Source organism: Sphingomonas jaspsi DSM 18422, assembly GCF_000585415.1.
GTDB lineage: Bacteria > Pseudomonadota > Alphaproteobacteria > Sphingomonadales > Sphingomonadaceae > Sphingomicrobium > Sphingomicrobium jaspsi.
Window position 1 is genome coordinate 2,400,207 of the sequence record NZ_KK073876.1, and the last position, 24,473, is coordinate 2,424,679.

28 protein-coding genes are annotated in these 24,473 nt (G+C 65.2%); 20 read left to right on the forward strand and 8 right to left on the reverse strand.

Annotated features, from left to right (window positions below; all coding sequences use genetic code 11):
* Positions 1 to 123: 123 nt before the first annotated feature.
* A complete protein-coding gene (locus tag G570_RS12240) occupies positions 124 to 1,281 on the forward strand; it encodes an aromatic ring-hydroxylating oxygenase subunit alpha (RefSeq protein WP_037502782.1) in 1,158 nt (385 codons plus the stop codon).
* On the opposite strand, the gene G570_RS12245 is transcribed toward G570_RS12240, so the two are convergent.
* On the reverse strand, positions 1,260 to 1,694 hold the full coding sequence (locus G570_RS12245; RefSeq protein WP_037502785.1) for a response regulator: 435 nt from the start codon (positions 1,692 to 1,694) through the stop codon (positions 1,260 to 1,262). The genes G570_RS12240 and G570_RS12245 overlap by 22 nt on opposite strands.
* Positions 1,695 to 1,724: 30 nt before the next feature.
* On the opposite strand from G570_RS12245, the gene G570_RS12250 reads away from it, so the two are divergent.
* The gene (locus tag G570_RS12250) at positions 1,725 to 2,561 is read left to right on the forward strand and encodes a pseudouridine synthase (RefSeq protein WP_084607704.1); all 837 of its coding nucleotides are present in this window, start codon (positions 1,725 to 1,727) and stop codon (positions 2,559 to 2,561) included.
* Complete coding sequence (rsmD, locus tag G570_RS12255) at positions 2,561 to 3,100, forward strand: 16S rRNA (guanine(966)-N(2))-methyltransferase RsmD (RefSeq protein ID WP_037502789.1); 540 nt, start codon at positions 2,561 to 2,563, stop codon at positions 3,098 to 3,100. Before G570_RS12250 ends, rsmD begins: the two co-directional genes overlap by 1 nt.
* Here the strand turns inward: rsmD and G570_RS12260 are convergent.
* A complete protein-coding gene (locus G570_RS12260; protein ID WP_037502792.1) occupies positions 3,088 to 3,459 on the reverse strand; it encodes a hypothetical protein in 372 nt (123 codons plus the stop codon). The genes rsmD and G570_RS12260 overlap by 13 nt on opposite strands.
* Before the next feature lie 101 nt (positions 3,460 to 3,560).
* On the opposite strand from G570_RS12260, the gene trmB reads away from it, so the two are divergent.
* The 13 genes from trmB (at position 3,561) to G570_RS12325 (ending at position 15,513) form a co-directional block, all read left to right on the forward strand.
* Positions 3,561 to 4,259 carry a tRNA (guanine(46)-N(7))-methyltransferase TrmB gene (trmB, locus tag G570_RS12265; protein ID WP_037502796.1) on the forward strand — a complete coding sequence of 233 codons (699 nt, stop codon included), beginning with the start codon at positions 3,561 to 3,563 and terminating at the stop codon, positions 4,257 to 4,259.
* A gap of 38 nt (positions 4,260 to 4,297) precedes the next feature.
* Entirely contained in the window at positions 4,298 to 5,338 is a 1,041-nt protein-coding gene (locus tag G570_RS12270; protein WP_037502799.1) for a cysteine synthase A, read from the forward strand.
* Positions 5,339 to 5,352: 14 nt separating this feature from the next.
* Positions 5,353 to 6,015 carry a peroxiredoxin gene (locus G570_RS12275; protein ID WP_037502802.1) on the forward strand — a complete coding sequence of 221 codons (663 nt, stop codon included), beginning with the start codon at positions 5,353 to 5,355 and terminating at the stop codon, positions 6,013 to 6,015.
* A gap of 162 nt (positions 6,016 to 6,177) precedes the next feature.
* Positions 6,178 to 7,134, forward strand: coding sequence for a type III polyketide synthase (locus G570_RS12280; protein ID WP_084607775.1), 957 nt, complete (start codon positions 6,178 to 6,180; stop codon positions 7,132 to 7,134).
* Entirely contained in the window at positions 7,131 to 7,625 is a 495-nt protein-coding gene (locus tag G570_RS12285) for an isoprenylcysteine carboxyl methyltransferase family protein (RefSeq protein WP_037502807.1), read from the forward strand. Before G570_RS12280 ends, G570_RS12285 begins: the two co-directional genes overlap by 4 nt.
* Positions 7,626 to 7,743: 118 nt before the next feature.
* Positions 7,744 to 8,265 carry a ribosome maturation protein RimP gene (rimP, locus tag G570_RS12290; protein WP_037502810.1) on the forward strand — a complete coding sequence of 174 codons (522 nt, stop codon included), beginning with the start codon at positions 7,744 to 7,746 and terminating at the stop codon, positions 8,263 to 8,265.
* A 5-nt stretch (positions 8,266 to 8,270) separates the two neighbouring features.
* Complete coding sequence (gene nusA / locus G570_RS12295) at positions 8,271 to 9,878, forward strand: transcription termination factor NusA (RefSeq protein ID WP_037502813.1); 1,608 nt, start codon at positions 8,271 to 8,273, stop codon at positions 9,876 to 9,878.
* The gene (locus G570_RS12300) at positions 9,859 to 10,587 is read left to right on the forward strand and encodes a DUF448 domain-containing protein (protein WP_051504422.1); all 729 of its coding nucleotides are present in this window, start codon (positions 9,859 to 9,861) and stop codon (positions 10,585 to 10,587) included. Before nusA ends, G570_RS12300 begins: the two co-directional genes overlap by 20 nt.
* Positions 10,584 to 13,100, forward strand: a complete 2,517-nt coding sequence (gene infB, locus G570_RS12305; protein WP_037502816.1) for a translation initiation factor IF-2 — start codon at positions 10,584 to 10,586, stop codon at positions 13,098 to 13,100. Before G570_RS12300 ends, infB begins: the two co-directional genes overlap by 4 nt.
* 136 nt (positions 13,101 to 13,236) lie before the next feature.
* Positions 13,237 to 13,638 carry a 30S ribosome-binding factor RbfA gene (gene rbfA, locus G570_RS12310; protein WP_037502820.1) on the forward strand — a complete coding sequence of 134 codons (402 nt, stop codon included), beginning with the start codon at positions 13,237 to 13,239 and terminating at the stop codon, positions 13,636 to 13,638.
* A gap of 150 nt (positions 13,639 to 13,788) precedes the next feature.
* The gene (locus G570_RS12315; protein ID WP_156930447.1) at positions 13,789 to 14,349 is read left to right on the forward strand and encodes a hypothetical protein; all 561 of its coding nucleotides are present in this window, start codon (positions 13,789 to 13,791) and stop codon (positions 14,347 to 14,349) included.
* Complete coding sequence (locus tag G570_RS12320; RefSeq protein ID WP_425423567.1) at positions 14,343 to 14,894, forward strand: GNAT family N-acetyltransferase; 552 nt, start codon at positions 14,343 to 14,345, stop codon at positions 14,892 to 14,894. The genes G570_RS12315 and G570_RS12320 overlap by 7 nt, the downstream gene beginning before the upstream one ends.
* A 4-nt stretch (positions 14,895 to 14,898) precedes the next feature.
* The gene (locus tag G570_RS12325) at positions 14,899 to 15,513 is read left to right on the forward strand and encodes a thymidine kinase (RefSeq protein ID WP_037502826.1); all 615 of its coding nucleotides are present in this window, start codon (positions 14,899 to 14,901) and stop codon (positions 15,511 to 15,513) included.
* A gap of 93 nt (positions 15,514 to 15,606) precedes the next feature.
* On the opposite strand, the gene G570_RS12330 is transcribed toward G570_RS12325, so the two are convergent.
* Positions 15,607 to 16,581 carry a hypothetical protein gene (locus G570_RS12330; RefSeq protein ID WP_156930448.1) on the reverse strand — a complete coding sequence of 325 codons (975 nt, stop codon included), beginning with the start codon at positions 16,579 to 16,581 and terminating at the stop codon, positions 15,607 to 15,609.
* 128 nt (positions 16,582 to 16,709) lie between these two features.
* On the opposite strand from G570_RS12330, the gene truB reads away from it, so the two are divergent.
* The 4 genes from truB to G570_RS12350 all read left to right on the forward strand — a co-directional run bounded on the left by truB (position 16,710) and on the right by G570_RS12350 (position 22,034).
* The gene (truB, locus tag G570_RS12335) at positions 16,710 to 17,597 is read left to right on the forward strand and encodes a tRNA pseudouridine(55) synthase TruB (RefSeq protein ID WP_037502832.1); all 888 of its coding nucleotides are present in this window, start codon (positions 16,710 to 16,712) and stop codon (positions 17,595 to 17,597) included.
* Between the two features lie 19 nt (positions 17,598 to 17,616).
* Positions 17,617 to 17,886 carry a 30S ribosomal protein S15 gene (gene rpsO, locus G570_RS12340; protein WP_037502835.1) on the forward strand — a complete coding sequence of 90 codons (270 nt, stop codon included), beginning with the start codon at positions 17,617 to 17,619 and terminating at the stop codon, positions 17,884 to 17,886.
* Positions 17,887 to 18,059: 173 nt separating this feature from the next.
* Positions 18,060 to 20,396: a polyribonucleotide nucleotidyltransferase gene (gene pnp, locus G570_RS12345; RefSeq protein WP_037504187.1), complete on the forward strand. Its 2,337-nt coding sequence runs from the start codon at positions 18,060 to 18,062 to the stop codon at positions 20,394 to 20,396.
* 372 nt (positions 20,397 to 20,768) lie between these two features.
* The gene (locus tag G570_RS12350) at positions 20,769 to 22,034 is read left to right on the forward strand and encodes an OmpP1/FadL family transporter (protein ID WP_084607705.1); all 1,266 of its coding nucleotides are present in this window, start codon (positions 20,769 to 20,771) and stop codon (positions 22,032 to 22,034) included.
* A gap of 6 nt (positions 22,035 to 22,040) precedes the next feature.
* Here the strand turns inward: G570_RS12350 and G570_RS12355 are convergent, their stop codons facing one another.
* The 5 genes from G570_RS12355 to G570_RS12375 all read right to left on the reverse strand — a co-directional run bounded on the left by G570_RS12355 (position 22,041) and on the right by G570_RS12375 (position 24,468).
* Positions 22,041 to 22,265 (reverse strand): YgaP family membrane protein, encoded by a 225-nt coding sequence (locus tag G570_RS12355; protein WP_051504424.1) that lies wholly within the window; start codon positions 22,263 to 22,265, stop codon positions 22,041 to 22,043.
* A 144-nt stretch (positions 22,266 to 22,409) separates the two neighbouring features.
* Positions 22,410 to 23,183 (reverse strand): sulfite exporter TauE/SafE family protein, encoded by a 774-nt coding sequence (locus G570_RS12360; RefSeq protein WP_084607707.1) that lies wholly within the window; start codon positions 23,181 to 23,183, stop codon positions 22,410 to 22,412.
* 8 nt (positions 23,184 to 23,191) lie between these two features.
* Complete coding sequence (locus tag G570_RS12365; protein WP_037502842.1) at positions 23,192 to 23,611, reverse strand: protein tyrosine phosphatase family protein; 420 nt, start codon at positions 23,609 to 23,611, stop codon at positions 23,192 to 23,194.
* 3 nt (positions 23,612 to 23,614) lie between these two features.
* Positions 23,615 to 24,046 carry a DUF6691 family protein gene (locus tag G570_RS12370; RefSeq protein ID WP_037502844.1) on the reverse strand — a complete coding sequence of 144 codons (432 nt, stop codon included), beginning with the start codon at positions 24,044 to 24,046 and terminating at the stop codon, positions 23,615 to 23,617.
* Positions 24,043 to 24,468: a YeeE/YedE family protein gene (locus G570_RS12375; protein ID WP_084607708.1), complete on the reverse strand. Its 426-nt coding sequence runs from the start codon at positions 24,466 to 24,468 to the stop codon at positions 24,043 to 24,045. Before G570_RS12375 ends, G570_RS12370 begins: the two co-directional genes overlap by 4 nt.
* Between the last annotated feature and the right edge of the window lie 5 nt (positions 24,469 to 24,473).

Here is a 24,473-nt window from a genome sequence, read left to right on the forward strand (position 1 = left end):
ATATTTTGCCGTCGAGCCTAGCAGCGCCCACAGTTTGCGGAAGGGGGGAAACGCATCGCTCCAGCGACGAAATGAATCTTTTCGTCCTTGTTTTGAAACTTAATCTGGCGCAAGTTTCACTCTATGGACATTGCCCGGCTCCCCCGCCGGCCGACGCCCGGACAGCGCGCGCTTGCGGAGAGGCTCGCGATCGGTCCGGCGGCCACAGGCGCTACGGTCGAAACGCTTTCCGCCCGGGTCTATCTCGACGAGGACCGCTATGCCGCCGAACAGCGTGCGCTGTTCGATCGGTTGCCGCTGCCGATCGCCCCGAGCGCCCTGCTGCCCAACATCAACGAAGCGGTGGCGCATGACGGATACGGCCTGCCGCTGATCGTCAGCCGCGATTCTGGGGGCAAGGCGCATGTTCTGGCCAATGTCTGCCGCCATCGCGGCACGCGCCTGTTGTCGACCGCCGACGTCGTGCCGGCCAGCCGCATCGTCTGCCCCTATCACGCCTGGGCCTACAAGCCTGACGGGGCGCTCGCCGCCATGCCCCGCGCCGACTGCTTCCCCGGCTTCGACAAGGCCGCGCACGGCCTGGTCGAATTTCCCTGCGTGGAGGCGGGCGGGATGATCTGGTTCGCCAAGGATAAGGCCGCGGATTTCACCGACGCGCTGGCCCTCGCGCCCGACTTCGACGCCTTCGGGATGGACGAGCTCTACCTGTTCGAACGACGCACCCATGACGTTCCGGCCAACTGGAAACTTATCATGGACGCGTTCAACGAAAGCTATCACGTCCAGCGGCTGCACGCGTCGAGCATCGCCCAGTTCTTCGCCGACGGAATCACCGCGATCGACCGGGTCGGGCGGCACAACCGGATCGTCGTCGGACGCTCGGACTATCTCCATGACATCGATCGCGACGACTGGGCGGCGCTGCGACGCGCGGTCACCTACACCTACCAGCTGCTGCCATCGACGGTGATGATCGTCAGCCCCGACTATATCAATCTGCTGGTGATGATGCCGCAGGCGGTCGGCCGGACACTGGTCGAGGATTATATGCTGATTCCGGAAAAGCCGATGACCAACGAAGCCGAGGCGCACTGGCGGCGGAGCTGGGAATTGCTCGACGGTCAGACCTTCGGCGAAGAAGATTTCGGCGCGGCGGCGCAATGCCACCTTGGACTCGCATCGGGCCTAGTCCCGGAAACGGTACTGGGGACGCTGGAGGAAGGCATCGCCGATTTCCACCGGCGGATGGACGAGGAAATTCAGGCGGTCGTCGGGACGTAAAGCGTCAGGCCCTTGGGCGGCTTTGGCAGCTCGCCTCCCAGATGCCGGTCGATCGCGTCGAGCGCGGTCCGCAATTGCTTGTGCGAATAGGGTTTCAGCAGCACACCTAGCGCCAGCGCCTCGGCGCCTTCCGGTTCGCGCCCCGTCACGAACAGTAGGGGAATGCCCCGTTCCTTGGCGATCCGGGCCAGGTCGATCCCGGTTCGCTGGCCCGTCAATCGAACGTCAGACAGGATAAGGTCGACGCCGTCCTCATGATCGAGTAGGGGCACCGCCTCCGCCACGCGGTCGACGGTGCCGACCACTTCATAGCCCGCGGCGGAGAGCATCTGTTCGTTGTCGAACGCGGTCAGTGGCTCATCCTCGACGATGAGGATGCGCTTGACGTTGCGTGTGCGCTTGCCGAACAACATGAATGACGCCTCGAAGGGATTTCGACGATTATGACTGCGCAACGAACCAAGCGGCCCCCGGTGCCACGCGTCAAGCGCGAGTTCGATAAAAAGGTCAAAAAGGGCCCTCAAACGCCCCGCGGCCCCAAGCCGGGACCGGCGCGCGAGGACGGTCCGCAACGCATCGCCAAGCTGCTGGCCCGCGCCGGCGTGGCATCGCGCCGCGATGTCGAACGGATGATCGCCGACGGTCGCATCGCGCTCGACGGCAAGGTGCTGGAAACGCCCGCGACCCTGCTCGAAAACCTCAACGGGGTGACGGTGGACGGCCAGCCGGTCAAGCCGCCGACGGCCGCGCGCCTCTATTGCTTCTACAAGCCGGCCGGCTGCCTGACCGCCGCGCGCGATCCCAAGGGCCGCCCGACGATTTACGACAAGCTTCCCGCCGGGCTGCCCCGGCTGATGCCCGTCGGTCGTCTCGACTTCATGACCGAAGGCCTGCTGCTTCTGACCAACGACGGGGAGCTGAAGCGTCAGCTCGAACTGCCGAGCACCGGCGTCGTCCGTACCTACCGCGCCCGCGCGTTTGGCGACATCACCCAGGCGCAACTGGAAGAGCTGGCCGAGGGCGTCGAGATCGACGGCATCCGCTACGGATCGATCGACGCCAATCTGGAGCGGCGCACGGGACGCAACTGCTGGATCATGCTGTCGCTGACCGAAGGTAAGAACCGGGAAGTGCGCAACGTACTCGCCCACCTCGGCCTACAGGTGTCGCGCCTGATCCGCGTCAGCTACGGCCCGTTCAGCGTCGAAGGGCTGGAGCCGGGCGCGATCGGCGAAATCCAGCGCGAGCAATTGTTCCAGTTCCGCCGGACGCTGAAGTAATGCGGATCATCGCCGGCGAATGGCGCGGGCGAAAACTGGTCGCGCCGCAGGGCCAGACCACCCGCCCGACCGCCGACCGCACGCGCGAGACGATGTTCTCGATGCTCAACAGTCGATTGGGCGGATTTGAGGGATTGCGCGTAGCCGACCTATACGCGGGCAGTGGCGCGCTGGGGCTGGAAGCCTTGTCGCGCGGTGCCGCAGAGGCAGTGTTCGTGGAAAATGAGCGTAGCGCCATCAAAGCCATCGAAGCCAACATCGCCAGCCTCGGCGCAAAGGGCACTTCGGTACGGGCGACGTCCGCGTCGGCCCTGCCCGTCGCGCAAAGCTTCGACCTGATCTTCGCCGATCCGCCTTATGCGACGGGATCGGGCACCGCGGCGGCGGCGGCAGTGGCCAAGGCCGGATGGCTCGGCCGCGGCGGGTGGATGGCGGTGGAAACGCACAAGGGCGAGGCCGTGGCCCCGCCCGATGGCTGGCAAATCGATGCGGAACGCGACGTTGGCCGCGCCCGCATCACCCTGCTCTACTTCGCCTGATCTTTCTTCAGCGACGCGCCGAATTCGTTGATCAGCCGCTGGCCGATCGCGGCCGCGGCTGCCTTGCCGGCGGCCTTGACTGCATCCCGGTTCGACGACTTGGCCGCCTGCTTGCCGCTTTTCGAAGCGACACCGGCTTCCGCGATCGCGGCCACTGCAGCCATCGCGCCCACCGCGAGGAGGTCGCCCACCAGCGGATTCTCGGCGAGTTGGCTCAGCTTTTCGAAGCCGTCGTGCTTGTGCTTCTTGCCGTCCTTCTTGCCCTTCTTGCTGTCGCCCTTGGCCTTCACCTTGATGGTGATGCCGGCGTCCGCCTTGGCCGACTTCTTCTTTTTGTCGCCGTCTGCCTTTTTCGCCATGGGAAGCTCCTGCCTGTCTCGAAAGTGATATAATCGCATAACACAGCGGCAACAAGGCCGTTCCCTTGCGTCGTCGCGTTTCAGCGATTAGCCGCGCGGCCATGACCGCACATAAGGAAGGCGACCCCACCACCCTCAACCGGCTGTACGGCCGGTCGAGCAGCCACAAGCTCAGGCAGGGTCAGCAGGAACTGATCGACAAGTTGCTCCCGGCCATTTCGGTGCCGGAGGAAGGCGAAATCACGTCCGCCGTCCTGTTCGGCGACGACCGCCCGCTCCATTTCGAAATTGGCTTCGGCGGGGGCGAGCACCTGGCGCACCGCGCCGACCTTCTGCCCGACCATGGCTTCATCGGCTGCGAGCCATTCCTCAACGGCGTCGCACAGGCGCTGACCCACATCCGCGACGAGCGGCTGGCCAATGTCCGCATCTGGATGGGCGATGCACTCGACGTGCTGCGGCAGGTGCCCGACGGGGCGCTCACCATGCTCTACCTGCTGCATCCCGACCCCTGGCCCAAGGCGCGGCATGCCAAGCGACGGATGATGAATGACGGGCCGGTCGACCTGTTTGCGGCCAAGCTGAAACCCGGCGGCGAGTTTCGCGTCGCGACCGACGATCCGACCTACCTCGACTGGCTGCTGATGATCATGGCCCGTCACACCGACCAGTTCGAATGGGTCAACAACAAGCCGGGCCAATGGCTCGACTATCCATCAGGCTGGATCGAGACCCGCTACGCCGCCAAGGCGCGGCGACAGGGCAGGACACCGCATCAATTTCGCTATCGCCGAGTCTGACCCTTGCCTTTCAGGCCGCCATGCCTAGCTAGGCGTCCATGAGCTTTGCCCCCGACGTCCTCGCCGCCATCGGCAATACGCCGCTGATCAAACTGAAGCGCGCGTCGAAGGAAACGGGCTGCACCATCCTGGGCAAGGCCGAATTCATGAACCCGGGCGGGTCGGTGAAGGATCGCGCGGCCAAGGGCATCGTCCTCGACGCGATCGAAAAAGGCCTGCTGCGCCCCGGCGGGACGATCGTCGACGGCACGGCGGGCAACACCGGCATCGGCCTTACCGTGGTCGGCAATGCGCTGGGCATGAAAACGGTCATCGTCATCCCCGAAACGCAGAGCCAGGAAAAGAAGGACACGCTGCGTGCGCTGGGCGCCCAGCTGGTCGAGGTTCCTGCGGTCGCTTACAAGAACCCGAATAATTATGTGAAGATCGGCGGACGGCTGGCGGAGCGGATCGCCCGCGAGAACCCCAACGGCGCGATCTGGGCCAACCAGTTCGACAATGTCGCCAACCGCGAGGCGCACATTCGCACCACCGGCCCCGAAATCTGGGCGCAGACCGACGGCAAGGTCGACGGTTGGGTCAGCGCGGTCGGAACCGGCGGAACATTGGTCGGCACCGCCATGGCGCTAAAAGAGCGCAATCCTGCGATCCAGGTCGCCATCGCCGACGTCGCGGGCGCGGCGCTCTTCAGCTATTACACGACCGGCGAATTGAAGGCCGAGGGTAGTTCGATCACCGAGGGGATCGGCCAGGGTCGCATAACCGCCAACCTCGAAGGCTTTACGCCCGACCATGCCTTCCGCATCGAGGACCAGCAGGCGCTCGACATAGCCTTCGCGCTGATCGAGGAGGAAGGCCTGTCGCTCGGCCTGTCGAGCGCGGTCAATATCGCCGGCGCGATGGCCCTCGCCCGCGAAATGGGGCCGGGTCACACCATCGTCACCATGCTGTGCGACGGCGCGGCCCGTTACCAGTCGCGGCTGTTCAATCCCGAATTTCTGGCGTCGAAGGGGCTGCGCGTGCCCGCGCTCCTTGAACGCAAGACCAGCATCCAGCCGGATTTTCTTCCGGTCGAATAAGAGGAGAAGACAAGATGACCCTGTCCATCGGCAGCATTGCCCCGGACTTTACCGCCGACACCACCACCGGCCCGATCTCGTTCCACGACTGGATCGGTGACAGCTGGGCGATCCTCTTTTCTCACCCTAAGGCCTTCACCCCGGTCTGCACGACCGAGCTCGGCTACATGGCCGGCCTCGCCGACGAATTTGCCAAGCGCAACACCAAGATCATCGGCCTTAGCGTCGACACGTCGGATGATAACAAGCGCTGGCTTCCGGACATCGAGGAAGTCAGCGGCAACAAGGTCGATTATCCGGTGATCGGCGACAGCGACCTCAACGTCGCCAAGCTCTATAACATGCTGCCCGCCGATAGCGGCGACAGCGCGTCGGGCCGCACCGCCGCCAACAATGCGACCGTGCGCACCGTCTACATCATCGGCCCGGACAAGAAGATCCGTGCCATGCTGCTCTATCCGATGAGCTCGGGCCGCAACTTCGACGAAGTGCTTCGCCTGCTCGACAGCGTCCAGCTGACCGAGAACAAGGGCGTCGCTACCCCGGTCAACTGGCGCCCGGGCGACAGCGTCATCATTCCGCCGTCGGTCAGCGACGAGGATGCCAAGGCGAAATATCCGAACGGCTGGGAAACGGTGAAGCCCTACCTGCGCCGTATCCCGCAACCGCAGGACTAATATCGCCAAGGGGGCGCTTGCCAAATCGGGCGGGGCGGTCGATGCAGGGGGCCGCCCTCCCCCCAGGAGCATCGTTTGCGCCCCGTTTCCCTGCTTTCCGTCGCGACCGCCGTCCCGCCGCATCGCGTCCGTCAGGACGAGGCGAAAGCCTTGGCGCGGACCATGTTTAAAGGTCGGCTCGCCCTGTTCGACCGCCTGTCGGGCGTATTCGACAATGCGCTGATCGACGAGCGGCAGATCGTCGCGCCGGTCGACTGGTATCTCCAGCCCCGCGGTTGGAAAGAGCGCACCGACCTCTACACCGCCGCCACCGAGGCGCTGTTCGAACAGGCCGCCCGCAAGGCGCTTGAGGCGGCGCACGTCTCTGCCGACGCGATCGACGGCGTGGTGTTCGTCTCGACGACTGGCATCTCTACCCCCAGCATCGACGCGCGGGTCAGTCCTCGACTTGGACTGCGTCCCGATTGCCGCAGGATACCGCTGTTCGGGCTCGGCTGCGCCGGCGGCATCTCCGGTCTCGCTACCGCGGCCCGCCTTGCAGCCGCCGACCCCGGCAGCCACTGGCTGTTCGTCACGGTCGAAACCTGCTCAATCTCGATCCGCCTCGATAGCGACGATCCGGCCGCCATCGTGGCCACCGCCATCTTTGGAGACGGAGCGGCCGCCGCCGTGATCTCGACCGATGGCGAGGGACTCGCGACCATCACCGGCGCGGGCGAGAAAATGTGGCCCGATACGCTGGGCATCATGGGCTGGCGGGTCGAAGATCCCGGCCTCGCCGTCATCTTCGACCGGGCCATCCCGCCCTTCGTCGAGGCGGAACTGGCCGAAGCGGTCGACGGCATCCTCGCTGCCAACGGTCGCGGCCGCGCCGACATCGCCCGTTTTTGCTGCCATCCAGGCGGCGCCAAGGTGGTCGACGCCATCGAAACGGCGCTTTCGCTCGACGAAGGCACGCTCGACCTCGAACGGCAGGTGCTGGCGGACCATGGCAATATGAGTGCGCCGACGGTGCTGTTCGTGCTCGAGCAGCTTTTGGCGCGCGGCTTGCCCGGCACGGTGATGGCGACCGCCTTCGGACCGGGCTTCACCTGCGCAGGACTGTTGATCGAACCATGACCGAGCTGTGGCCGCACATCGCTATCCTGGGCTTCGTGACCTTCCAGCGCCTCACCGAGCTGCCGGTCGCACGTCGCAACACCGCGCGCTTGCTGGCGGAAGGCGGGCGTGAAGTCGCGCCCGGCCATTATCCGCTGATCGTGGCGCTGCATGCGTCGTGGCTGCTCGCCTTGTGGGTGCTGGCGCCCGGGCGAGCGATCAGCCTGCCCCTGCTCGGCCTGTTCTTCGTCATCGAACTCGGCCGTATCTGGGTCCTGCGCACCCTCGGCCCGCGCTGGACCACGCGGATCATCGTGGTGCCGCGCGAAAAGCTGGTCGCCAAGGGGCCCTATCGCTTCGTCGATCACCCCAACTATGCAGTGGTCGTCGCGGAAATCGCGGTGCTGCCGCTAGTGTTCGGCTTGTGGCAGGTCGCGCTGCTCTTTTCGGTGCTCAATGCGGCGATCCTGTTCGTGCGCATCCGCGCCGAAAACAGGGCGCTGGGCCGCTAGATAGACTCTCCTTGCGACTCTCGGGCAAGCCGCCTATATGGCCCTTACTTTCCTCGACATCGCAAGGTGCCTGAGGCTGGAACCACCCGGTTCCGGCAGCGAAAGCCTTTGGAGATTTATGACCGACACCGCAGCCATCGCGACCCTGATCGAACCCACCGTCAAGGAACTGGGATTCGAACTGGTGCGCGTGGCGATGATCGGCGGGACGTCGGACCCGACGCTGCAGGTCATGGCCGAACGGCCCGACACGCGCCAGCTGGTGCTGGCCGACTGCGAAGCGCTGAGCCGCGCGATCGACCCGATTCTGGAAGAGGCCGACCCGATCGAGCATGCCTATCGCCTCGAAGTCTCCTCGCCCGGCATCGACCGGCCGCTGACCCGCCGCGCCGACTATGCCGACTGGGCAGGTCATGAAGCCCGCGTCAAACTGGCCGAGCCGCAGGACGGCGCCAAGCAGATCAGCGGCGACATCGTCGGCATCGACGGCGACACGGTCACCATCGCGACGCCCAAGGGCGAACGCGCAGTCCAGTTCACCAACATCGCGTCGGCGAAGCTTTTGCTGACCGACAAGCTCATCAACGCCACCGCGCCGCTCAGCTCCGACGGCGCCGATTTGATCAAGACGGAAGGTTGATTTTCATGGCTACGTCTCCTGCTGCCGCGACCGCCAACAAGGCCGAGCTGCTCGCCATCGCCGATGCGGTCGCGCGTGAGAAGCTGATCGACAAGGGCATCGTCATCGAGGCGATGGAAGACGCGATCCAGCGCGCCGCCCGCGCCCGATACGGCGCTGAAAACGACATCCGTGCCAAGCTCGACCCGAACAGCGGCGACCTTCGCCTGTGGCGCGTCCTCGAAGTCGTCGAAGAAGTCGACGATCACTTCAAGCAGGTCGACGTCAAGGGCGCCGAAAAGCTGCAGAAGGGTGCCCAGCTGGGCGACTTCATCGTCGACCCGCTGCCCCCGATCGAATTCGGCCGCATCGCCGCCCAGGCCGCCAAGCAGGTCATCTTCCAGAAGGTCCGCGACGCCGAGCGCGAGCGCCAGTATGAAGAGTTCAAGGACCGCGCCGGCGAAGTGATCACCGGCGTGGTCAAGCGCGTCGAATTCGGCCATGTCGTGGTCGACCTCGGCCGCGCCGAAGGCGTCATTCGCCGCGACCAGCAGATCCCGCGCGAAATGGTTCGCGTCGGCGACCGCATCCGCAGCCTGATCATGCGCGTCCAGCGCGAAACCCGCGGCCCGCAGATCTTCCTCAGCCGCGCCCACCCCGACTTCATGAAGAAGCTGTTCGCGCAGGAAGTGCCGGAAATCTACGACGGCATCATCGAGATCAAGGCCGCCGCCCGCGACCCGGGTTCGCGCGCCAAGATCGGCGTCATCAGCTATGACAGCTCGATCGACCCGGTCGGCGCCTGCGTCGGCATGAAGGGCAGCCGCGTCCAGGCGGTCGTCCAGGAACTGCAGGGCGAAAAGATCGACATCATCCCGTGGTCGGAAGACACCGCGACCTTCGTCGTCAACGCGCTGCAGCCCGCGACCGTCGCCCGCGTCGTCATCGACGAGGAAGAAAGCCGCATCGAAGTGGTCGTTCCCGACGACCAGCTGAGCCTCGCCATCGGCCGTCGCGGCCAGAATGTCCGCCTCGCCTCGCAGCTGACCGCCTCGCAGATCGACATCCTGACCGAAGCCGACGCCAGCGAGAAGCGGCAGAAGGAATTCGTCGAGCGGTCGGAAATGTTCCAGAACGAACTCGACGTCGACGAAACGCTGGCCCAGCTGCTGGTGGCCGAGGGCTTCACCGCGCTGGAAGAAGTGGCCTATGTCGAACTCGACGAAATCGCGTCGATCGAAGGCCTCGACGACGAAATCGCCGGCGAATTGCAGAGCCGCGCCACGGAAGCGCTGGAACGCCGCGAAGCTGCATCGCGCGACGAACGCCGCGCACTGGGCGTCGAGGACGCGCTGGCCGAGCTGCCCTACCTCACCGAAGCGATGCTGGTGACGCTGGGCAAGGCGGGCATCAAGACGCTCGACGACCTCGCCGACCTCGCCACCGACGAGCTGATCCAGAAGAAGCGCAACGAACCGCGCCGCCGCGCCGAAAACAGCAACCGGTCGGAAGACAAGGGCGGGGTGCTCGCCGAATATGGCCTGAACGAAGAGCAGGGCAACGAGATCATCATGGCTGCCCGTGCGCACTGGTTCACCGACGAGGAGGCCGCCGATGCGGACTCCGCACAATGAGGCCGTAGGCTCCGACATCGCTGACGAAGGTGCGGGTCCGGAACGGACCTGCATCCTCACCCGCGTCACGCGTCCCAAGGACGCGCTGATCCGCCTCGCGCTGGGGCCGGACGGCCAGGTCGCGCCCGACGTGCGCGCCAAGGCCCCGGGCCGCGGTGCCTGGATCGGCGTCGGCCGCGCCGAACTCGATGCGGCCAACGCCAAGGGCAAGCTCAAGGGCGCGCTACAACGCGCATTCAAGACGCAGGACGTCACCGTTCCCGCCGACATTGGCGAAAAGGTCGAAGCGGCGCTCAAGGCGCAGGCACTGGACCGCCTCGGCCTGGAAGCGCGCGGCGGCACGCTTCTCAACGGCGCGGAGAAGATCGAAGTCGCCTGCCGCCAGGGCAAGGTGCACCTGCTGATCCACGCCGCCGATGCCGGCGAGGACGGCAATCGCAAGCTCGACCAGGCCCTAAGGGTCGGGGCGCGCGTGGGCGGCGGTGAACCGCAGGGCTTGGTTTTTCCGGAGGGGCGCACCATCTTGTCGATGGCGCTCGGCCGCAAAAATGTGGTACATATCGCGCTAATCGACGGGGGTGCTGCAAAGCGCGTCCGCCATGCCATCGACCGGTGGCAAGCTTTCATTGATCCCGCTGCTGGGTTAGACGGCCGCAACGCCGAGCGCCCCGATGCGGCTGTTACGCAAGAAGACGAAGGAAACGCATGACCGACCAGAGCGACAAGCCCAAGCTTGGAACCCGGCCTCCGCTGGGCCTGAAGCGCACGGTCGAGACCGGCAAGGTGAAGCAGAGCTTCAGCCATGGCCGCTCGAACACCGTGGTCGTGGAGGTCAAGAAGCGCCGCATCCTCGGCAAGCCGGGCGAAGCCCCGGCCGCAGCCGAACCCGTGCAGGAAGTTGCACCGGCGCCGGCGCCCGCCGCGCCCGCACCCGCCCCGAAGGCGCCGCCGCAGCGCAAGCTGACCGAGGCCGAACAGATCGCCAAGCGCAAGGAAGACCTCGAACGCTTCCAGCGCGAAGCGGAAGAAGCGCGCATGGCCGCGCTCGAAGACGCGCGTCGCCGCGAAGAGCGCAGCAAGGTCGAGCAGAGCGAGGACGAGAAGCGCCGCGCCGAAGAGAACCGCAAGGCCGAAGAAGAAGCCGCCGCCGCCGCCGAGCGTGAAGCCGCCGAAGCCGCCAAGCGCGCCGCCGAGGAAGCGGCCAAGCCGGCCCCTGCCCCCGCCGCCAAGGTCGATGACGCCGAAGCGCCGCGCCGCACCGGTGCCCATGCCGGCCATCATGCGCCCAAGCGCGTCGAGACCGCTCGCCCGGCCCCGGGCCGTGGCCGCGACGACCGCCGCCATGCCGGCAAGCTGACCGTCAGCCGCGCGCTGACCGGCGACAGCGACCGTGCGCGCAGCCTCGCCGCGCTCCGCCGCGCCCGCGAAAAGGAAAAGCGCAGCCACATGTCGTCGGGTCCGCGCGAAAAGCAGGTCCGCGACGTGATCGTGCCGGAAGCGATCACCGTCGGCGAACTGGCCAACCGCATGGCCGAAAAGGGCGCCGACCTGGTGAAGGCGCTGTTCAAGATGGGCATGATGGTGACGGTCAACCAGACCATCGACCAGGACACCGCCGAACTGCTTGTGACCGAATTCGGCCACAACATCCAGCGCGTCAGCGACAGCGATATCGATCTCGACACCACCACCGACGTCGATGCCGAAGACACGCTTCAGCCGCGCCCGCCGGTCGTCACCATCATGGGCCACGTCGACCACGGCAAGACCTCGCTGCTCGACGCCATTCGCGGCGCCTCGGTGCAGTCGGGCGAAGCCGGCGGCATCACCCAGCACATCGGCGCTTACCAGGTGCAGCTGAAGGACAAGTCGAAGGTCACCTTCCTCGACACGCCGGGCCACGAAGCCTTCACCGAAATGCGCGCCCGCGGTGCCAATGTCACCGACATCGTCGTGCTGGTGGTGGCGGCTGATGACGGCCTGAAGCCGCAGACGATCGAAGCGATCAACCACACCAAGGCGGCCGGCGTGCCGATGATCGTGGCGATCAACAAAGTCGACAAGCCCGAAGCCAAGCCGCAGAAGGTCCGCGAGGAGTTGCTGCAGCACGAAATCATCGTCGAAGACATGGGTGGCGACGTCCAGGACGTCGAAGTGTCGGCCAAGGAAAAGACCAACCTCGACAAGCTGATCGACGCGATCAACCTTCAGGCCGAGATCCTGGAGCTGAAAGCCAACCCCGACCGCGCCGCCGAAGGCACGGTGGTCGAAGCCAAGCTCGACAAGGGTCGCGGGCCCGTAGCGACCGTGCTGGTCCAGCGCGGCACGCTCAACGTCGGCGACGTCATCGTCGTCGGCGCGGCGTCGGGCAAGGTCCGCGCGCTGCTCGACGATCATGGCAAGCAGGTGAAGTCGGCGGGTCCCTCGGTCCCGGTCGAAGTGCTCGGCCTTTCCGCCGTGCCGTCGGCAGGCGACCAGCTGAGCGTCGTCGAAAACGAAGGCCGCGCCCGCGAAGTGGCGGCCTACCGCCAGGGCGTGCTCGACAAGAAGCGCACCACGGCGGCGCCGCTGACGCTGGAAAACATGTTCGCCAACAAGGCCTCGACCACCATCGAATTCCCGATGATCATCAAGGCCGACGTGCAGGGTTCGGTCGAAGCGATCGTCAATGCGGTGAACAAGATTTCGACCGACGAAATCCGCGTCCGCGTGCTCCATTCGGGCGTCGGCGCGATCACCGAAAGCGATGTCACGCTCGCCGCCTCGACCGGCGCACCGATCATCGGTTTCAACGTCCGCCCGAACGCGAACGCCCGCACCGCGGCCGAACGCAACAAGGTCGAATTCCGCTACTACGACGTCATCTACCACCTCACCGACTGGGTGAAGGGCGCGATGGCGGGCGAGCTGGGTCCGGAAATCATCGAAAACGTCGTCGGTCGCGCCAAGGTCCAGGAAGTCTTCCCGGCCGGCAAGAAGGACAAGGCGGCGGGCCTGCTGGTGCTCGAGGGCCTCATCAAGAAGGGCCTTCACGCGCGCCTTACCCGCGAGGATGTCATCGTGTCGAAGACCACCATCTCCTCGCTGCGTCGTTTCAAGGACGACGTCGCGCAGGTCGTGGCGGGCATGGAATGCGGCGTGCTGCTGGCCGACACCAACGACATCAAGGCGGGCGACATGCTCGAAGTCTTTGAGGTCGAGGAACGCGCCCGCACGCTGTAATGGGTGACGGCTATCGGGACGTTCGGCCGGCAGGGGAAAAGCGCCGTTTCTGGGGCTGCCTTGCCGCGATCGTCCTGGCCTTCTTCCTGTTGGCCTGTGGCATGCTGCGATTCTGGGTTTGGATGGTGAACAACTGATGCGTCGCAACGAAACACCTGAAGGCAAGTCGGTTCGCCTGCTGCGCGTGGGCGAGCAGGTGCGCCATGCCATTTCGGACGTGCTGATGCGCGGCGACGTGCATGACGCGACCCTCCAGTCGCACCTCGTCAGCATCACCGAAGTACGCATGTCGCCCGACCTGCGCCACGCCACCGTCTTCGTGAAGCCGCTGCTCGGCCAGGACGAGGAGGTGGTGCTCAAGGCGCTGCGCACCAACACCGCCTATCTACAGGGCGAAGTAGCACGGCGGGTGAACACCAAATACGCCGCGAAGCTCAAATTCCTCGCCGACGAAAGCTTCGACGAAGGCAGCAAGATCGACACGATCCTGCGCAGCGACCATGTCGCGCAGGACCTCGGCGCGGACGTCGAGGAATAGGCTCGGATGTGGGGGTGCGCGCGTTTCTTCATCGCCTCCGCAGCCCTTACGGCGCCGGCAATCGGCCAGGACGAAGCGCCTCCATTCGTCCTGCCCAGCTTGATTGCGGAGGCAGACCATCCGGAGCAGTTCGTCCCTGACGGGTGGCGCTTGTTCAAGCTGACATATGGCGATTTGAATCGCGACGGCCGCCATGATGCTGCGATCCTGATGCGGGCCACCGATCCTTCGTTGATCGAGGCCACCGACAGTGAATATTATCCGACTGACGACACAAACCCATTCCTGCTGGTAATCGCGTTCGCTGAGGACGGTGGATATCGCCGCATCGCTACCCATCATCATCTACTTCCAGACTTGCTCGCACCAATCCACGGCGATGACGCGGCGGAAGTGACCATCTCGCGGAATGTCATGTCGCTGACACTTGGCCAGTTACGCGGCCACGAAATTTATCGCTTCCGCTGGGACGGAAGGAAGCTCGCCGAAATCGGCTACGAATGTTCGTGGGTTAGCGGAGCGGAAGGCCACACCGGGTCCTTGTCGGCCAATTATCTGACCCACCGCGCCCGGGTGGGTGAAGGCAATATCCAGGATGGCGAAGCCTACCGTTGGGTCAAATTGAAGCCATTGCCGCTCAAGGCGATCGACGATGGCGCTCTAGGCGAAGATCACGGAAAGCAGGTCAACGGAAAGATCCTACCGTGTTGACCGCGGTTACCCTCGCCGCGCCGATGACCGGCGACGGCGTCCGCGCCGAGACCTGGACCGAAGCGCATCGCGAGCCCTTGAAGGCCGCCTGCGCCGAAGACCGTGCGATCTGGGAATTATACGCGACCAACTATGGCCCTGACGGGTTCGACGCGAGCTTCGACAAGGTCATGGCCCTGCCGTGGGTGCGTTTCGCCATCTATGACGATGCTGATGAGCTGGTAGGCATGAGCTGCTTCCTCAATATCGACGAGGCGCGTGGCGTGCTCGAGATCGGCAACACCTACTACCGTCCCAAATATCGCGGGACCGGCATCAACCGGCGCATCAAGGATATGATGATGGCCCGTGCCTTCGCGTGCGGATACCGCCGCATCGAATATCGCGTCGACGCCCGCAACCAGCGGTCTCAGGCGGCGATGGTCAAGCTCGGCGCGGTGCGCGAAGGCGTGATGCGCGCCGACCGCATCACCTGGACTGGCCATGTCCGCGACACGGTGCTCTTTTCCATCTTGAAGGACGAATGGCCGCCTGCTCAAACCTGACGCGATGGCCAAGCTTTATTTTTATTATGCCGCGATGAATGCGGGCAAATCGACCACGCTACTGCAGGCCGATTTCAACTATCGCGAGCGCGGCATGGAAACGATGCTGTGGACTGCGGCGCTCGACGACCGGGCCGGCGCTGGCCGGATCGCGTCGCGGCTCGATATCGGCGCAGAGGCGCATCGCTACAGCCCCGACATGAGCCTATTCGACGCGGTGGTGCAGGAGTTGCTGAAGCGTAAGCTCGACTGCCTGCTGATCGACGAGGCGCAGTTTTTGACCCGCGACCATGTGCTGCAGCTGTGCCGCATCACCGACGAATTGAAGATCCCGGTTCTCTGCTACGGCCTGCGCACCGATTTCCAGGGGCAGCTATTCCCCGGCTCGGCCGCGTTGCTCGCGCTCAGCGACAACCTCATCGAGCTTAAGGCCGTGTGCGAATGCGGGCGCAAGGCGACGATGAACCTGCGCGTCGATGCCGAAGGCTATGCGGTCGCGGCGGGGGCGCAGACCGAAATCGGCGGCAACGACCGCTATGTCGCGCTGTGCCGCAAGCATTTCTTCGAACGGCTCCGCGAAGGCGAAGCGCGGCAGATGCACCTCGATATCCCGCGCTGACTGGCCGGAGCATTGACATCCTCGCCCTGTCCCCGAGACAAGGCTGCGACGCATTGACCTGCTCGCCCTGTCCCCCGGACAGGGCTGCGACGGTCAATCGTCGTCGTCGTCCTCGACCAGCAGGTTGGGGTCGTCGCGGACCGGCAGATAGCGCCACCAAAGAAGGACGTTGAGCGCCAGCGCGCTGAGCTGCATCGCGCCGGCCCCGGCGACCATCGCCAGCGGCTTGCCGCTGCGCATGGCCAGCACCACCGCCACCGCCGCCGTCACCGCCGCGAACAGCGCGAAGCCGCCCCGCTTGTGGGGCATATAGGGCTCCAGCCGGCTGTGATATTTCAGGCCTCGGCCGGTCCGCGCGGCGAAGTTTCCGAACGGACCGAACACGGCCAGCAGGTTCTTGGTCAGCCGATAGGTGATCATCCGCCGCGTACCGACGACCGTATTCCGCGCCAGCTCGGCAAAGGTCACCGGGTCGTCGCTGCCGCGCTGCGCCGCAGGCACCTCGCGGTGGAACAGGAAAATGATCAACGACCCCAGATATTCGCGCAGCCCGAACGCAATGGCGTAGCCGAGCGGTCCGCCGCCCTTCAGCCAGACGACGCCCGCAACGGCCAGCATCGCCCCGGTGGTATAGAGGCGGAACAACCTGTGGTGTGCGCGCAAGTCCACCGTCCGGTACAGGCGCGCCGGCAGTCCCGCCGACACCAGCGGCAGCATCATGGCCACCAGCCGCTGGTCGATCTGGACGAGCAACAGCGACAAAAGCGCCAGCTGAACCGCCATCGACAGGAACACCGCGCCCTGTACCAGCGCGCCCTTGCGGATAGCCTGCCGCCGGACGGGCTTCGCCTGGTGCCAGCGACGGCGGATCGCGGTCACCGTGTTCATCTGGTTGAACATGTAGACCGCGCGCATAAGCACGGTCGCTGCCAATAGGCGCGCGGCATCGGCATGGCCCACCGCCAGCGCCGCCAGCCCCCAGAAGGACAGGGTGAACGCCATCGGCAGATATTCGCGGCCCGTGAGATAGAGCGCCTTCTTGCCGACCTTCTTCGCCTTCTTGCCCACGCGCTTGCGCCTGGGCTTCTGGGGATTCGGATCGGAAGGGGGCGGTTGGTCGGCCATCGGCGTGATGACGCGGCTTATGGCCAAGCACTCGTTGCTTGTCCATCTGGCCTTGTCTATCGGCCCACATCATGCCCCTTTCCGGTTGGATCATCCTCGACAAGCCCTACGGCCTCGGCTCGACGCAGGCCGTGAGCGCAATAAAGCGCGCGCTGCGCGAGGCGGGTGAGCCCAAGACCAAGGTCGGCCATGGCGGGACGCTCGACCCGCTGGCGACCGGCGTGCTGCCGATCGCGCTGGGCGAAGCGACCAAGCTGGCGGGCCGGATGCTCGATGCGACCAAGGCCTATGACTTCACGATCCGCTTCGGCGAACAGACCGATACGCTGGACGTCGAAGGCAAGGTCGTCGCGACCAGCGACGTCCTTCCCCATCAGGCGGCGGTCGAGGCGATCCTTCCGCGCTTCACCGGCCCCATCGACCAGGTACCGCCCGCCTACTCCGCACTGAAGGTCGACGGACAGCGTGCCTACGACCTCGCCCGAGCTGGCGAGGAGGTGGAGCTCAAGACCCGGTCGGTCACGATCCATGCCCTGTCTCTGCTGTCGTTCGACGGTCGTGATGCCACCCTGTCCGCGACGGTCAGCAAAGGCACCTACATCCGATCGCTTGCACGGGACATCGCGCTGGCTCTTGGCAGTGTCGGCCATGTCACCATGTTGCGGCGGACCAAGGCGGGTCCCTTCGCCCTCAATCAGGCGATTTCACTGGACTTTCTGGGTGAAGCCGCTAAGGCGCGCGACTTGACGAGGACGGTGCTCCCGCTCGACGCGGGGCTGGACGACATCCCGGCCCTCCCCGTCACCCCCGACCAGGCCCGGCTGCTCCGACACGGGCAGGCGCTGTTCGGGATCCCCGCAACCCCGGGGCTTTTGTTGGCACGAGACGGCGAAACGCCGGTCGCGCTGGTCGAAAGCGACGGGGTCACGATCAAGGTCGTGCGCGGGTTCAACCTTTGAAACGAATAGGAGTTGTCCGATGTCGATTACTGCTGAGAAGAAGGCCGAACTGATCAAGGAACACGCCCGCCAGGACGGCGATACGGGTTCGCCCGAAGTCCAGGTCGCGATCCTGACCAGCCGCATCCAGACGCTGACCGAGCACTTCAAGACCCACGCGAAGGACAACCATTCGCGCCGCGGTCTGCTGATGCTGGTCAACAAGCGCCGCAGCCTGCTTGACTATTTGAAGCGTGAAGACGCTTCGCGCTACACCGACCTCATCACGAAGCTCGGCCTGCGCAAGTAAGCAAAGTTTCACGAAGGGCGCCCATCGCGGCGCCCTTCGACTATTTCGGACCCCTCGCAATTCGGCGGGGCGTTTGAAGGGGCAGGAACGAACGCCCCGAACCGCGATGGGCCGGATAGCCCATCACCTAGATGACCCCGCCGGCATCCGGCCTGCGGGACGAAGGAAATCAAATGTTCGATATCAAAACCGTAGAAATCGATCTTGGCGGCAAGACCCTCAAGCTCGAAACGGGCCGCGTTGCCCGTCAGGCCAATGGCAGTGTCATGGCCACCATGGGCGAAACCGTCGTCCTTTGCGCGGTCACCGCCGCCAAGAATGTGAAGCCGGGGCAGGACTTCTTCCCGCTGACCGTCCACTACCAGGAAAAATTCTCGGCCGCCGGCCGTATCCCGGGTGGCTTCTTCAAGCGTGAGCGCGGCGCGACCGAAAAGGAAACGCTGACCAGCCGCCTGATCGACCGTCCGATCCGCCCGCTGTTCCCGGAAGGCTTCTACAACGAAGTCCTCGTGATCGCGCAGGTGCTGTCGTACGACGGCGAGAACGAGCCCGACATCGTCGCCATGTGCGCCGCGTCGGCTGCGCTGTGCCTTTCGGGCGTTCCCTTCATGGGCCCGATCGGCGCCGCGCGCGTCGGTTACAAGGATGGCGAATACATCCTCAACCCGACCAACACCGAAGTCGCCGAAGGTGACCTCGACCTGGTTGTCGCCGGCACCCTCGACGCCGTGATGATGGTCGAATCCGAAGCCAAGGAACTGTCGGAAGACACGATGCTTGGCGCGGTCATGTTCGCCCACGCCGCGTCGAAGAAGATCTGCGAAGGCATCATCAAGCTGGCCGAACAGGCCGCCAAGGATCCGTGGGACCTCGCCACCAGCGACGCCAAGGACCAGGCCAAGAAAAAGCTGAAGGACATCATCGGCGCCGACGTCGAAGCCGCCTACAAGCTGACCGACAAGTCGGCCCGTTCGTCGGCCCTCAACGCCGCCCGCGACAAGGCCAAGGAAGCCTTTGCCGACGCCGATCCGCAGGAACAGCTGTCGGCCGCCAAGGCGGTCAAGAGCCTGGAAGCCGACATCGTGCGCACCGCCATCCTCAAGGAAGGTCGCCGCATCGACGGTCGCGACACCAAGACCGTGCGTCCGATCGAAGCCATCGTCGGCTTCCTGCCGCGCGCCCATGGTTCGGCGCTGTTCACCCGCGGTGAAACGCAGGCGATCTGCACCACCACGCTGGGCACCAAGGACGCCGAGCAGATGATCGACGGCCTCGAAGGCCTGTCGTACTCGCGCTTCATGCTGCACTACAACTTCCCGCCCTATTCGGTCGGTGAAGTGGGCCGCTTCGGCGCGCCCGGCCGCCGCGAAGTCGGCCACGGCAAGCTGGCGTGGCGTGCGCTGCACCCGATGTTGCCGGATGCGGAAGAGTTTCCGTACACGATCCGCGTCCTGTCGGACATCACCGAGAGCAATGGCTCCTCGTCGATGGCCACCGTCTGCGGTGGTTCGCTGTCGATGATGGACGCCGGCGTTCCGCTGAAGCGTCCGGTCGCCGGCATCGCCATGGGCCTGATCCTCGAAGGCAAGGATTTCGCGGTCATCAGCGACATCCTGGGCGACGAAGATCACCTGGGCGACATGGACTTCAAGGTTGCGGGCACGTCCGAAGGCATCACCACGATGCAGATGGACATCAAGGTCGCCGGCATCACCGAGGAGATCATGAAGGTTGCGCTGGCGCAGGCCAAGGACGGCCGCGCGCATATCCTCGGCGAAATGGCCAAGGCGCTCGACCACACCCGTGAAGAACTGTCGGCCCACGCGCCGCGGATCGAAACGATGCAGATCGCCAAGGACAAGATCCGCGAAGTGATCGGCACCGGCGGCAAGGTCATTCGCGAAATCGTCGCGACGACCGGCGCCAAGGTCGACATCGACGACGAAGGCCTGATCAAGATCAGCTCGTCGGACCTGTCGCAGATCGAAGCCGCCCGCAACTGGATCACCGGCATCGTCGCTGAACCGGAAGTCGGCGCGATCTACACCGGCAAGGTCGCCAACATTGTCGATTTCGGCGCGTTCGTGACCTTCATGCCGGGCAAGGACGGCCTCGTCCACGTTTCGGAAATCAAGAACGAGCGCGTGGAAAAGGTCAGCGACGTCCTGACCGAAGGCCAGGAAGTGAAGGTCAAGCTGCTGGAAGTTGACCAGCGCGGCAAGGTTCGCCTGTCGATGCGCGTCGTCGACCAGGAAACCGGCGCCGAGCTGGAAGACACCCGCCCGCCGCGCGAACCGCGTGAAGGCGGCGATCGTGATCGGGGCCCCCGCGGCGATCGTGGCGATCGCGGCCCGCGCCGTGACCGTGGCGACCGCGGCGACCGTGGTCGTGGCCCGCGCGGCGAAGGCCGTGGCGACCGTGGCCCGCGCCGCGAGCGTCGCGAAGGCGGCGATGACGGCCCCGCGCCCGAATTCGCACCCGCCTTCCTGACCGGCGACAGTGACGACTAAAGTCGTCTGTCACCGTCTTTGGGACGCGTGAAGATTGAAGGGCCCCCGGCAACGGGGGCCCTTTTTTCTCAGGGGCCTTGACGTTTCCATGTTGCGACGCAACATTCGTACGCGATGACGACCTTTCGCCCTTCCGCCCATGCTATCGCCTGTTGTTGGCGCTGTAGGCATAATGCGGCGGCGCGATGGCGCGGCTTGGACTAGGTTGCGCCTGGCGACCTGACATCCGGACCGAACCCCGAACGACCCGCCGCCACCGGCGGGTTTTTTTGTGCCCGCGTTACGGGTCGGGCGGTCAGTGAAAGTGCCGAGCGATCCGCCCCCTTCCACCGACGACCCCCCAAACCGACGTCACGAAAAAAGGAACCCAATATGCGAACCGCTCGATCCTCTATCCTGCAAGTCTCCGTGATCGCCGTCGCGACCGCCTTGCTTGCCACGCCCGCCGCCGCAACGGACGGATATTTTCTCCACGGCGTCGGCGCCAAGGCGAAGGGCACAGGCGGCGTTGCCATCGCCCTTCCGCAGGAGGCGACCAGCATTGCCACCAACCCTGCCCTCGCCACCCAGCTCGGCCATCGCGCCGACCTTGGCATCGACATTTTCGTGCCTGATCGCGGAGCAACCATCAGCGGCAACCAGTTCGGCCTGAACGGCAGCTACAGCGGCAATGGCGCCAATCCCTTCGTGCTTGGCGACGTGGCCTATGTCCGCCCGATCTCTGACCGGGTGTCCGCGGGCATCGCCATTTATGCTAACGGCGGCATGAATACCGTCTACAAGCGCAATCCCTTCGCCTCGCTCGGCGCCACCGGAAAGGCTGGCGTCGACCTTAAGCAGGCGTTCATCACGCCGACCATCGCGGTCGAGGTCGCCGACGGTCAGAGCCTTGGCGTGTCGGCGGTCGCGGTCGTCCAGACGTTTCGCGCTTATGGCATTGCGCCCTTTTCGGGCGCGTCCCTGGATCCGGCCAATTTCACCAATCGCGGAAACGACTGGTCGACCGGCTTCGGCTTCAAGGTCGGCTATTACGGTCGCCTGAGCGACCAGTTGTCCGTCGGCGCCTTTTACCAGTCCAAAATCCGGGCATCCCGCTTCGACAAATATGCCGGCCTGTTCGAAGATCGCGGTGATTTCGACGTGCCGGCTTCGTTCGGCGTCGGCGTGGCAGTCAAGCCCACGAAGCGGCTGACCGTCGGCGTGGACTATCGCCGCATCCAATATTCCGGGGTGGGTTCGGTCGGAAACTCGATCGCGCTGCTGTTCGAGGGTCGGCCGCTGGGCCAGAAAGGCGGCCCGGGTTTCGGCTGGCGCGACATTAACGTCTATAAGGTTGGGGCGGTTTGGGACGTCAACGATCGGCTGACGCTTCGGGCCGGCTACGGCCGCTCCGGCAATCCCGTTCCGAAGGGTGAAACCCTGTTCAACATCCTTGCGCCCGGCATCGTCCAGGATCACCTCACGATCGGGGTCACGCACAAGGTCAGCGACCGGGTAGAGTTGAGCGCCCACGCCCTTCGCGCCTTTCGCAATAGCCAGGAAGGCCGCGGGTCGATCCCTGCCAGCTTTGGCGGCGGCGAAGCCGATATTTCGCTGGCCGAAACGTCGTTCGGACTCGGCCTGGGATTGAAATTCTAAAGGCTGCTAGCCCCCATAATGCTCGGTGCCGTCGTGGCTGTGGCTGTCGATCCCGATCGCCTTGTAGAAGGGACAATGGCCCGCCACGGCCGTACCGAAAAATACGATTGCCAACGCCCCAAGCACCCACGCCATCGGGCCTTCGATGAATCCCATGGCAATGACGAACACGATGACCATCGCGATCAGCAGTCTCGCGATGCGGTCTCCAGCGGCAACATTCTTGATCATAGACGCCTCCCGTATGCCGGGCCGGCGGGTACAGGGCGCCGACCACTCGGCGCTGGCGGGCATTCGGCAACCCGTCGCGTCGCCCGCAGAATAACCTAACACAGGTTATAGTTCAAATTGGACCGACCTACGGGCACCCCGCGGTCAGGCAGCGTTGGCGCTTTTCCAGAGCATGTAGGCGGCGACCACGAAAATCAGGCCGGCGAAGACCTGGGACAGGCGCCCCTTGCTCGATAGGCTCTTCGCCGCCCGCGTTCCCAGGAGCGATCCAACGAGCCCTCCGGCGACGAAAACCCCGGCCAGCAACCAGTCGACCAGCCCAGAGATTGCATAATTGAGCGCGGTCGTCAGTCCGAAGGCGGTGACCGCGACCAGGCTGGTCCCGACCGCGTTGATCATCGGCATGCGCGTCGATCCGATCAGGCCCGGGACGATGAGAAAGCCGCCGCCGATTCCAAAAAAGCCGCTGAACGCCCCGGTCGCAAGCCCGTAGCCTGCCACCTTGGGCGCATTTCCCCGGTTGAGATGCGCGTCGGCGTCACCCCCCTCTTCCTTCCGGCGAAGCATCAGCACGCCGACGACAATCATCACGATCGCGAACAGGAACAATAGGCGTTGCCCGTCGAATGCCTTGCCCGCCGTCGATCCGGCGAACGCACCGAGGACGCCTGCTGCGGCGTAGGCAAGACCGATCGACCATTTGACGGTGCCGGTCCGGGCATGATTGAACAGCCCGAGCAGCGCATTGGCGGCAACCGCCAGCGCGCTGGTTCCAATGGCGACGTGCGGGCTTTTGACCCCGACCAAATAGACCATCAGCGGCACCGCCAAGATCGAACCGCCACCGCCCACCAGCCCGAGGCTGAAGCCGACGATCGCGCCCGATCCGGCGCCGAGGATATAATGGAAGAGATCGATCGCCGGCGTCAGAGCCCCCGCTCCAGCCGCTCGTGCATCGCACTGATGTCATAGCCTGCGGTGGCCGCCATGCGGATTACCTCGTCGGTCGACAGCCGGTCGCGCGCGGCAAGTGCCCAAAGCTGGGTCGAGCGCGTCCCGGTGCGACAGAAGGCGAGGACCGGCTTGTCGAAGCCCGTTACGGCGTCGCGGAAAGCAAGCGCCTGATCGTCGCTCATCTGGCCCGGCGCGATCGGAATATAGGCCGTCGCCAGTCCCGCCGCCTTCGCGGCCTGCTCGATTGCTGCCCAGTCAGGCTGATCCGCACCTTCGCCGTCGGGGCGGTTGCCGACGATCGCCTTGAACCCCATCGCCTGGATTGCGGCGACGTCGTCCGCGCTGATCTGGTCGGACACCGACACGTTGGGAGTAAGGGTTCTGATGTCCATGGATCAGCCTTTCGTTCGTTCGATCGTCAAATAATGGAGCGCCATCCCCGCGATCATTGCCGCGATGAAGGGCAGGACCTTGGCGGGCACGAGCGCAAGCGACGCGACCGCAGGCCCGGGACAAATGCCGGCGATCCCCCAGCCGATGCCGAAGAGGATGGCACCGGCGATCAGTTTCCCGTCCAGGTCGGTGCGATCGGGCAAACTCCATGTCTCTGCAAAAACAGGCCGTCCCATCCCGCGCTGAATCCGCCAGGCGAAGGCCATCACGATCAACGCACCGCCCATGACGAACGCCAGCGTCGGGTCCCAGTCGCCGAACAGGTCGAGAAAGTGGCGGACGCGCTGCGGGTTGACCATCCCGCCAACGGTGAGTCCTGCGCCGAACAGCGTGCCCGACACCAGCGGCGGCAGAAGTCGTCGAAGCGCGCTCACAGGGCCACCCCCGCGGCGCGAAGGATCGCGACGGTCGCAATGCCGGATGCCATGAAGGTCGCCGTCGCGACCAGCGAGCGCTGCGACAGTCGGCTGACGCCGCACACGCCATGACCACTGGTGCACCCGCTGCCGAGCCTAGTGCCGAAGCCGACCAGCAGGCCGGCGACGATCACCGCCGGAAGCGGCACATAATCGAGGGGCCCGACCTTGCCACCAAGCAATGCAGCCACCAGCGCGCCGACGGGAAGTCCTACCAGGAACATCCAGGCGCTGGAGCGCGACATGGTGCCGCCGCCGAGCCCAAGCCCGCGCGCGGCAATGCCGGAGACGCCCGCGATCCGGCCCGCACCGAGCAGCATGATCGCCCCGGCCAAACCGATCAGGACGCCGCCGACCAACCCGCCCAGCTGATCGGCCATCGGGA

Bases quoted from the DNA above. Each gene is read 5' to 3' on its own strand.
- G570_RS12270 (WP_037502799.1), top strand. From the start codon at position 4,298: ATGAGCTTTGCCCCCGACGTCCTCGCCGCCATCGGCAATACGCCGCTG.
- G570_RS12245 (WP_037502785.1), bottom strand. From the start codon at position 1,694: ATGTTGTTCGGCAAGCGCACACGCAACGTCAAGCGCATCCTCATCGTC.
- G570_RS12240 (WP_037502782.1), top strand. From the start codon at position 124: ATGGACATTGCCCGGCTCCCCCGCCGGCCGACGCCCGGACAGCGCGCG.
- G570_RS12350 (WP_084607705.1), top strand. From the start codon at position 20,769: ATGCGAACCGCTCGATCCTCTATCCTGCAAGTCTCCGTGATCGCCGTC.
- truB (WP_037502832.1), top strand. From the start codon at position 16,710: ATGCCCCTTTCCGGTTGGATCATCCTCGACAAGCCCTACGGCCTCGGC.
- G570_RS12300 (WP_051504422.1), top strand. From the start codon at position 9,859: ATGCGGACTCCGCACAATGAGGCCGTAGGCTCCGACATCGCTGACGAA.
- G570_RS12280 (WP_084607775.1), top strand. From the start codon at position 6,178: ATGTTTAAAGGTCGGCTCGCCCTGTTCGACCGCCTGTCGGGCGTATTC.
- G570_RS12285 (WP_037502807.1), top strand. From the start codon at position 7,131: ATGACCGAGCTGTGGCCGCACATCGCTATCCTGGGCTTCGTGACCTTC.
- pnp (WP_037504187.1), top strand. From the start codon at position 18,060: ATGTTCGATATCAAAACCGTAGAAATCGATCTTGGCGGCAAGACCCTC.
- rimP (WP_037502810.1), top strand. From the start codon at position 7,744: ATGACCGACACCGCAGCCATCGCGACCCTGATCGAACCCACCGTCAAG.
- rpsO (WP_037502835.1), top strand. From the start codon at position 17,617: ATGTCGATTACTGCTGAGAAGAAGGCCGAACTGATCAAGGAACACGCC.
- G570_RS12355 (WP_051504424.1), bottom strand. From the start codon at position 22,265: ATGATCAAGAATGTTGCCGCTGGAGACCGCATCGCGAGACTGCTGATC.
- G570_RS12260 (WP_037502792.1), bottom strand. From the start codon at position 3,459: ATGGCGAAAAAGGCAGACGGCGACAAAAAGAAGAAGTCGGCCAAGGCG.
- G570_RS12325 (WP_037502826.1), top strand. From the start codon at position 14,899: ATGGCCAAGCTTTATTTTTATTATGCCGCGATGAATGCGGGCAAATCG.
- nusA (WP_037502813.1), top strand. From the start codon at position 8,271: ATGGCTACGTCTCCTGCTGCCGCGACCGCCAACAAGGCCGAGCTGCTC.
- G570_RS12365 (WP_037502842.1), bottom strand. From the start codon at position 23,611: ATGGACATCAGAACCCTTACTCCCAACGTGTCGGTGTCCGACCAGATC.
- trmB (WP_037502796.1), top strand. From the start codon at position 3,561: ATGACCGCACATAAGGAAGGCGACCCCACCACCCTCAACCGGCTGTAC.
- G570_RS12250 (WP_084607704.1), top strand. From the start codon at position 1,725: ATGACTGCGCAACGAACCAAGCGGCCCCCGGTGCCACGCGTCAAGCGC.
- infB (WP_037502816.1), top strand. From the start codon at position 10,584: ATGACCGACCAGAGCGACAAGCCCAAGCTTGGAACCCGGCCTCCGCTG.
- rbfA (WP_037502820.1), top strand. From the start codon at position 13,237: ATGCGTCGCAACGAAACACCTGAAGGCAAGTCGGTTCGCCTGCTGCGC.
- rsmD (WP_037502789.1), top strand. From the start codon at position 2,561: ATGCGGATCATCGCCGGCGAATGGCGCGGGCGAAAACTGGTCGCGCCG.
- G570_RS12375 (WP_084607708.1), bottom strand. From the start codon at position 24,468: ATGGCCGATCAGCTGGGCGGGTTGGTCGGCGGCGTCCTGATCGGTTTG.
- G570_RS12275 (WP_037502802.1), top strand. From the start codon at position 5,353: ATGACCCTGTCCATCGGCAGCATTGCCCCGGACTTTACCGCCGACACC.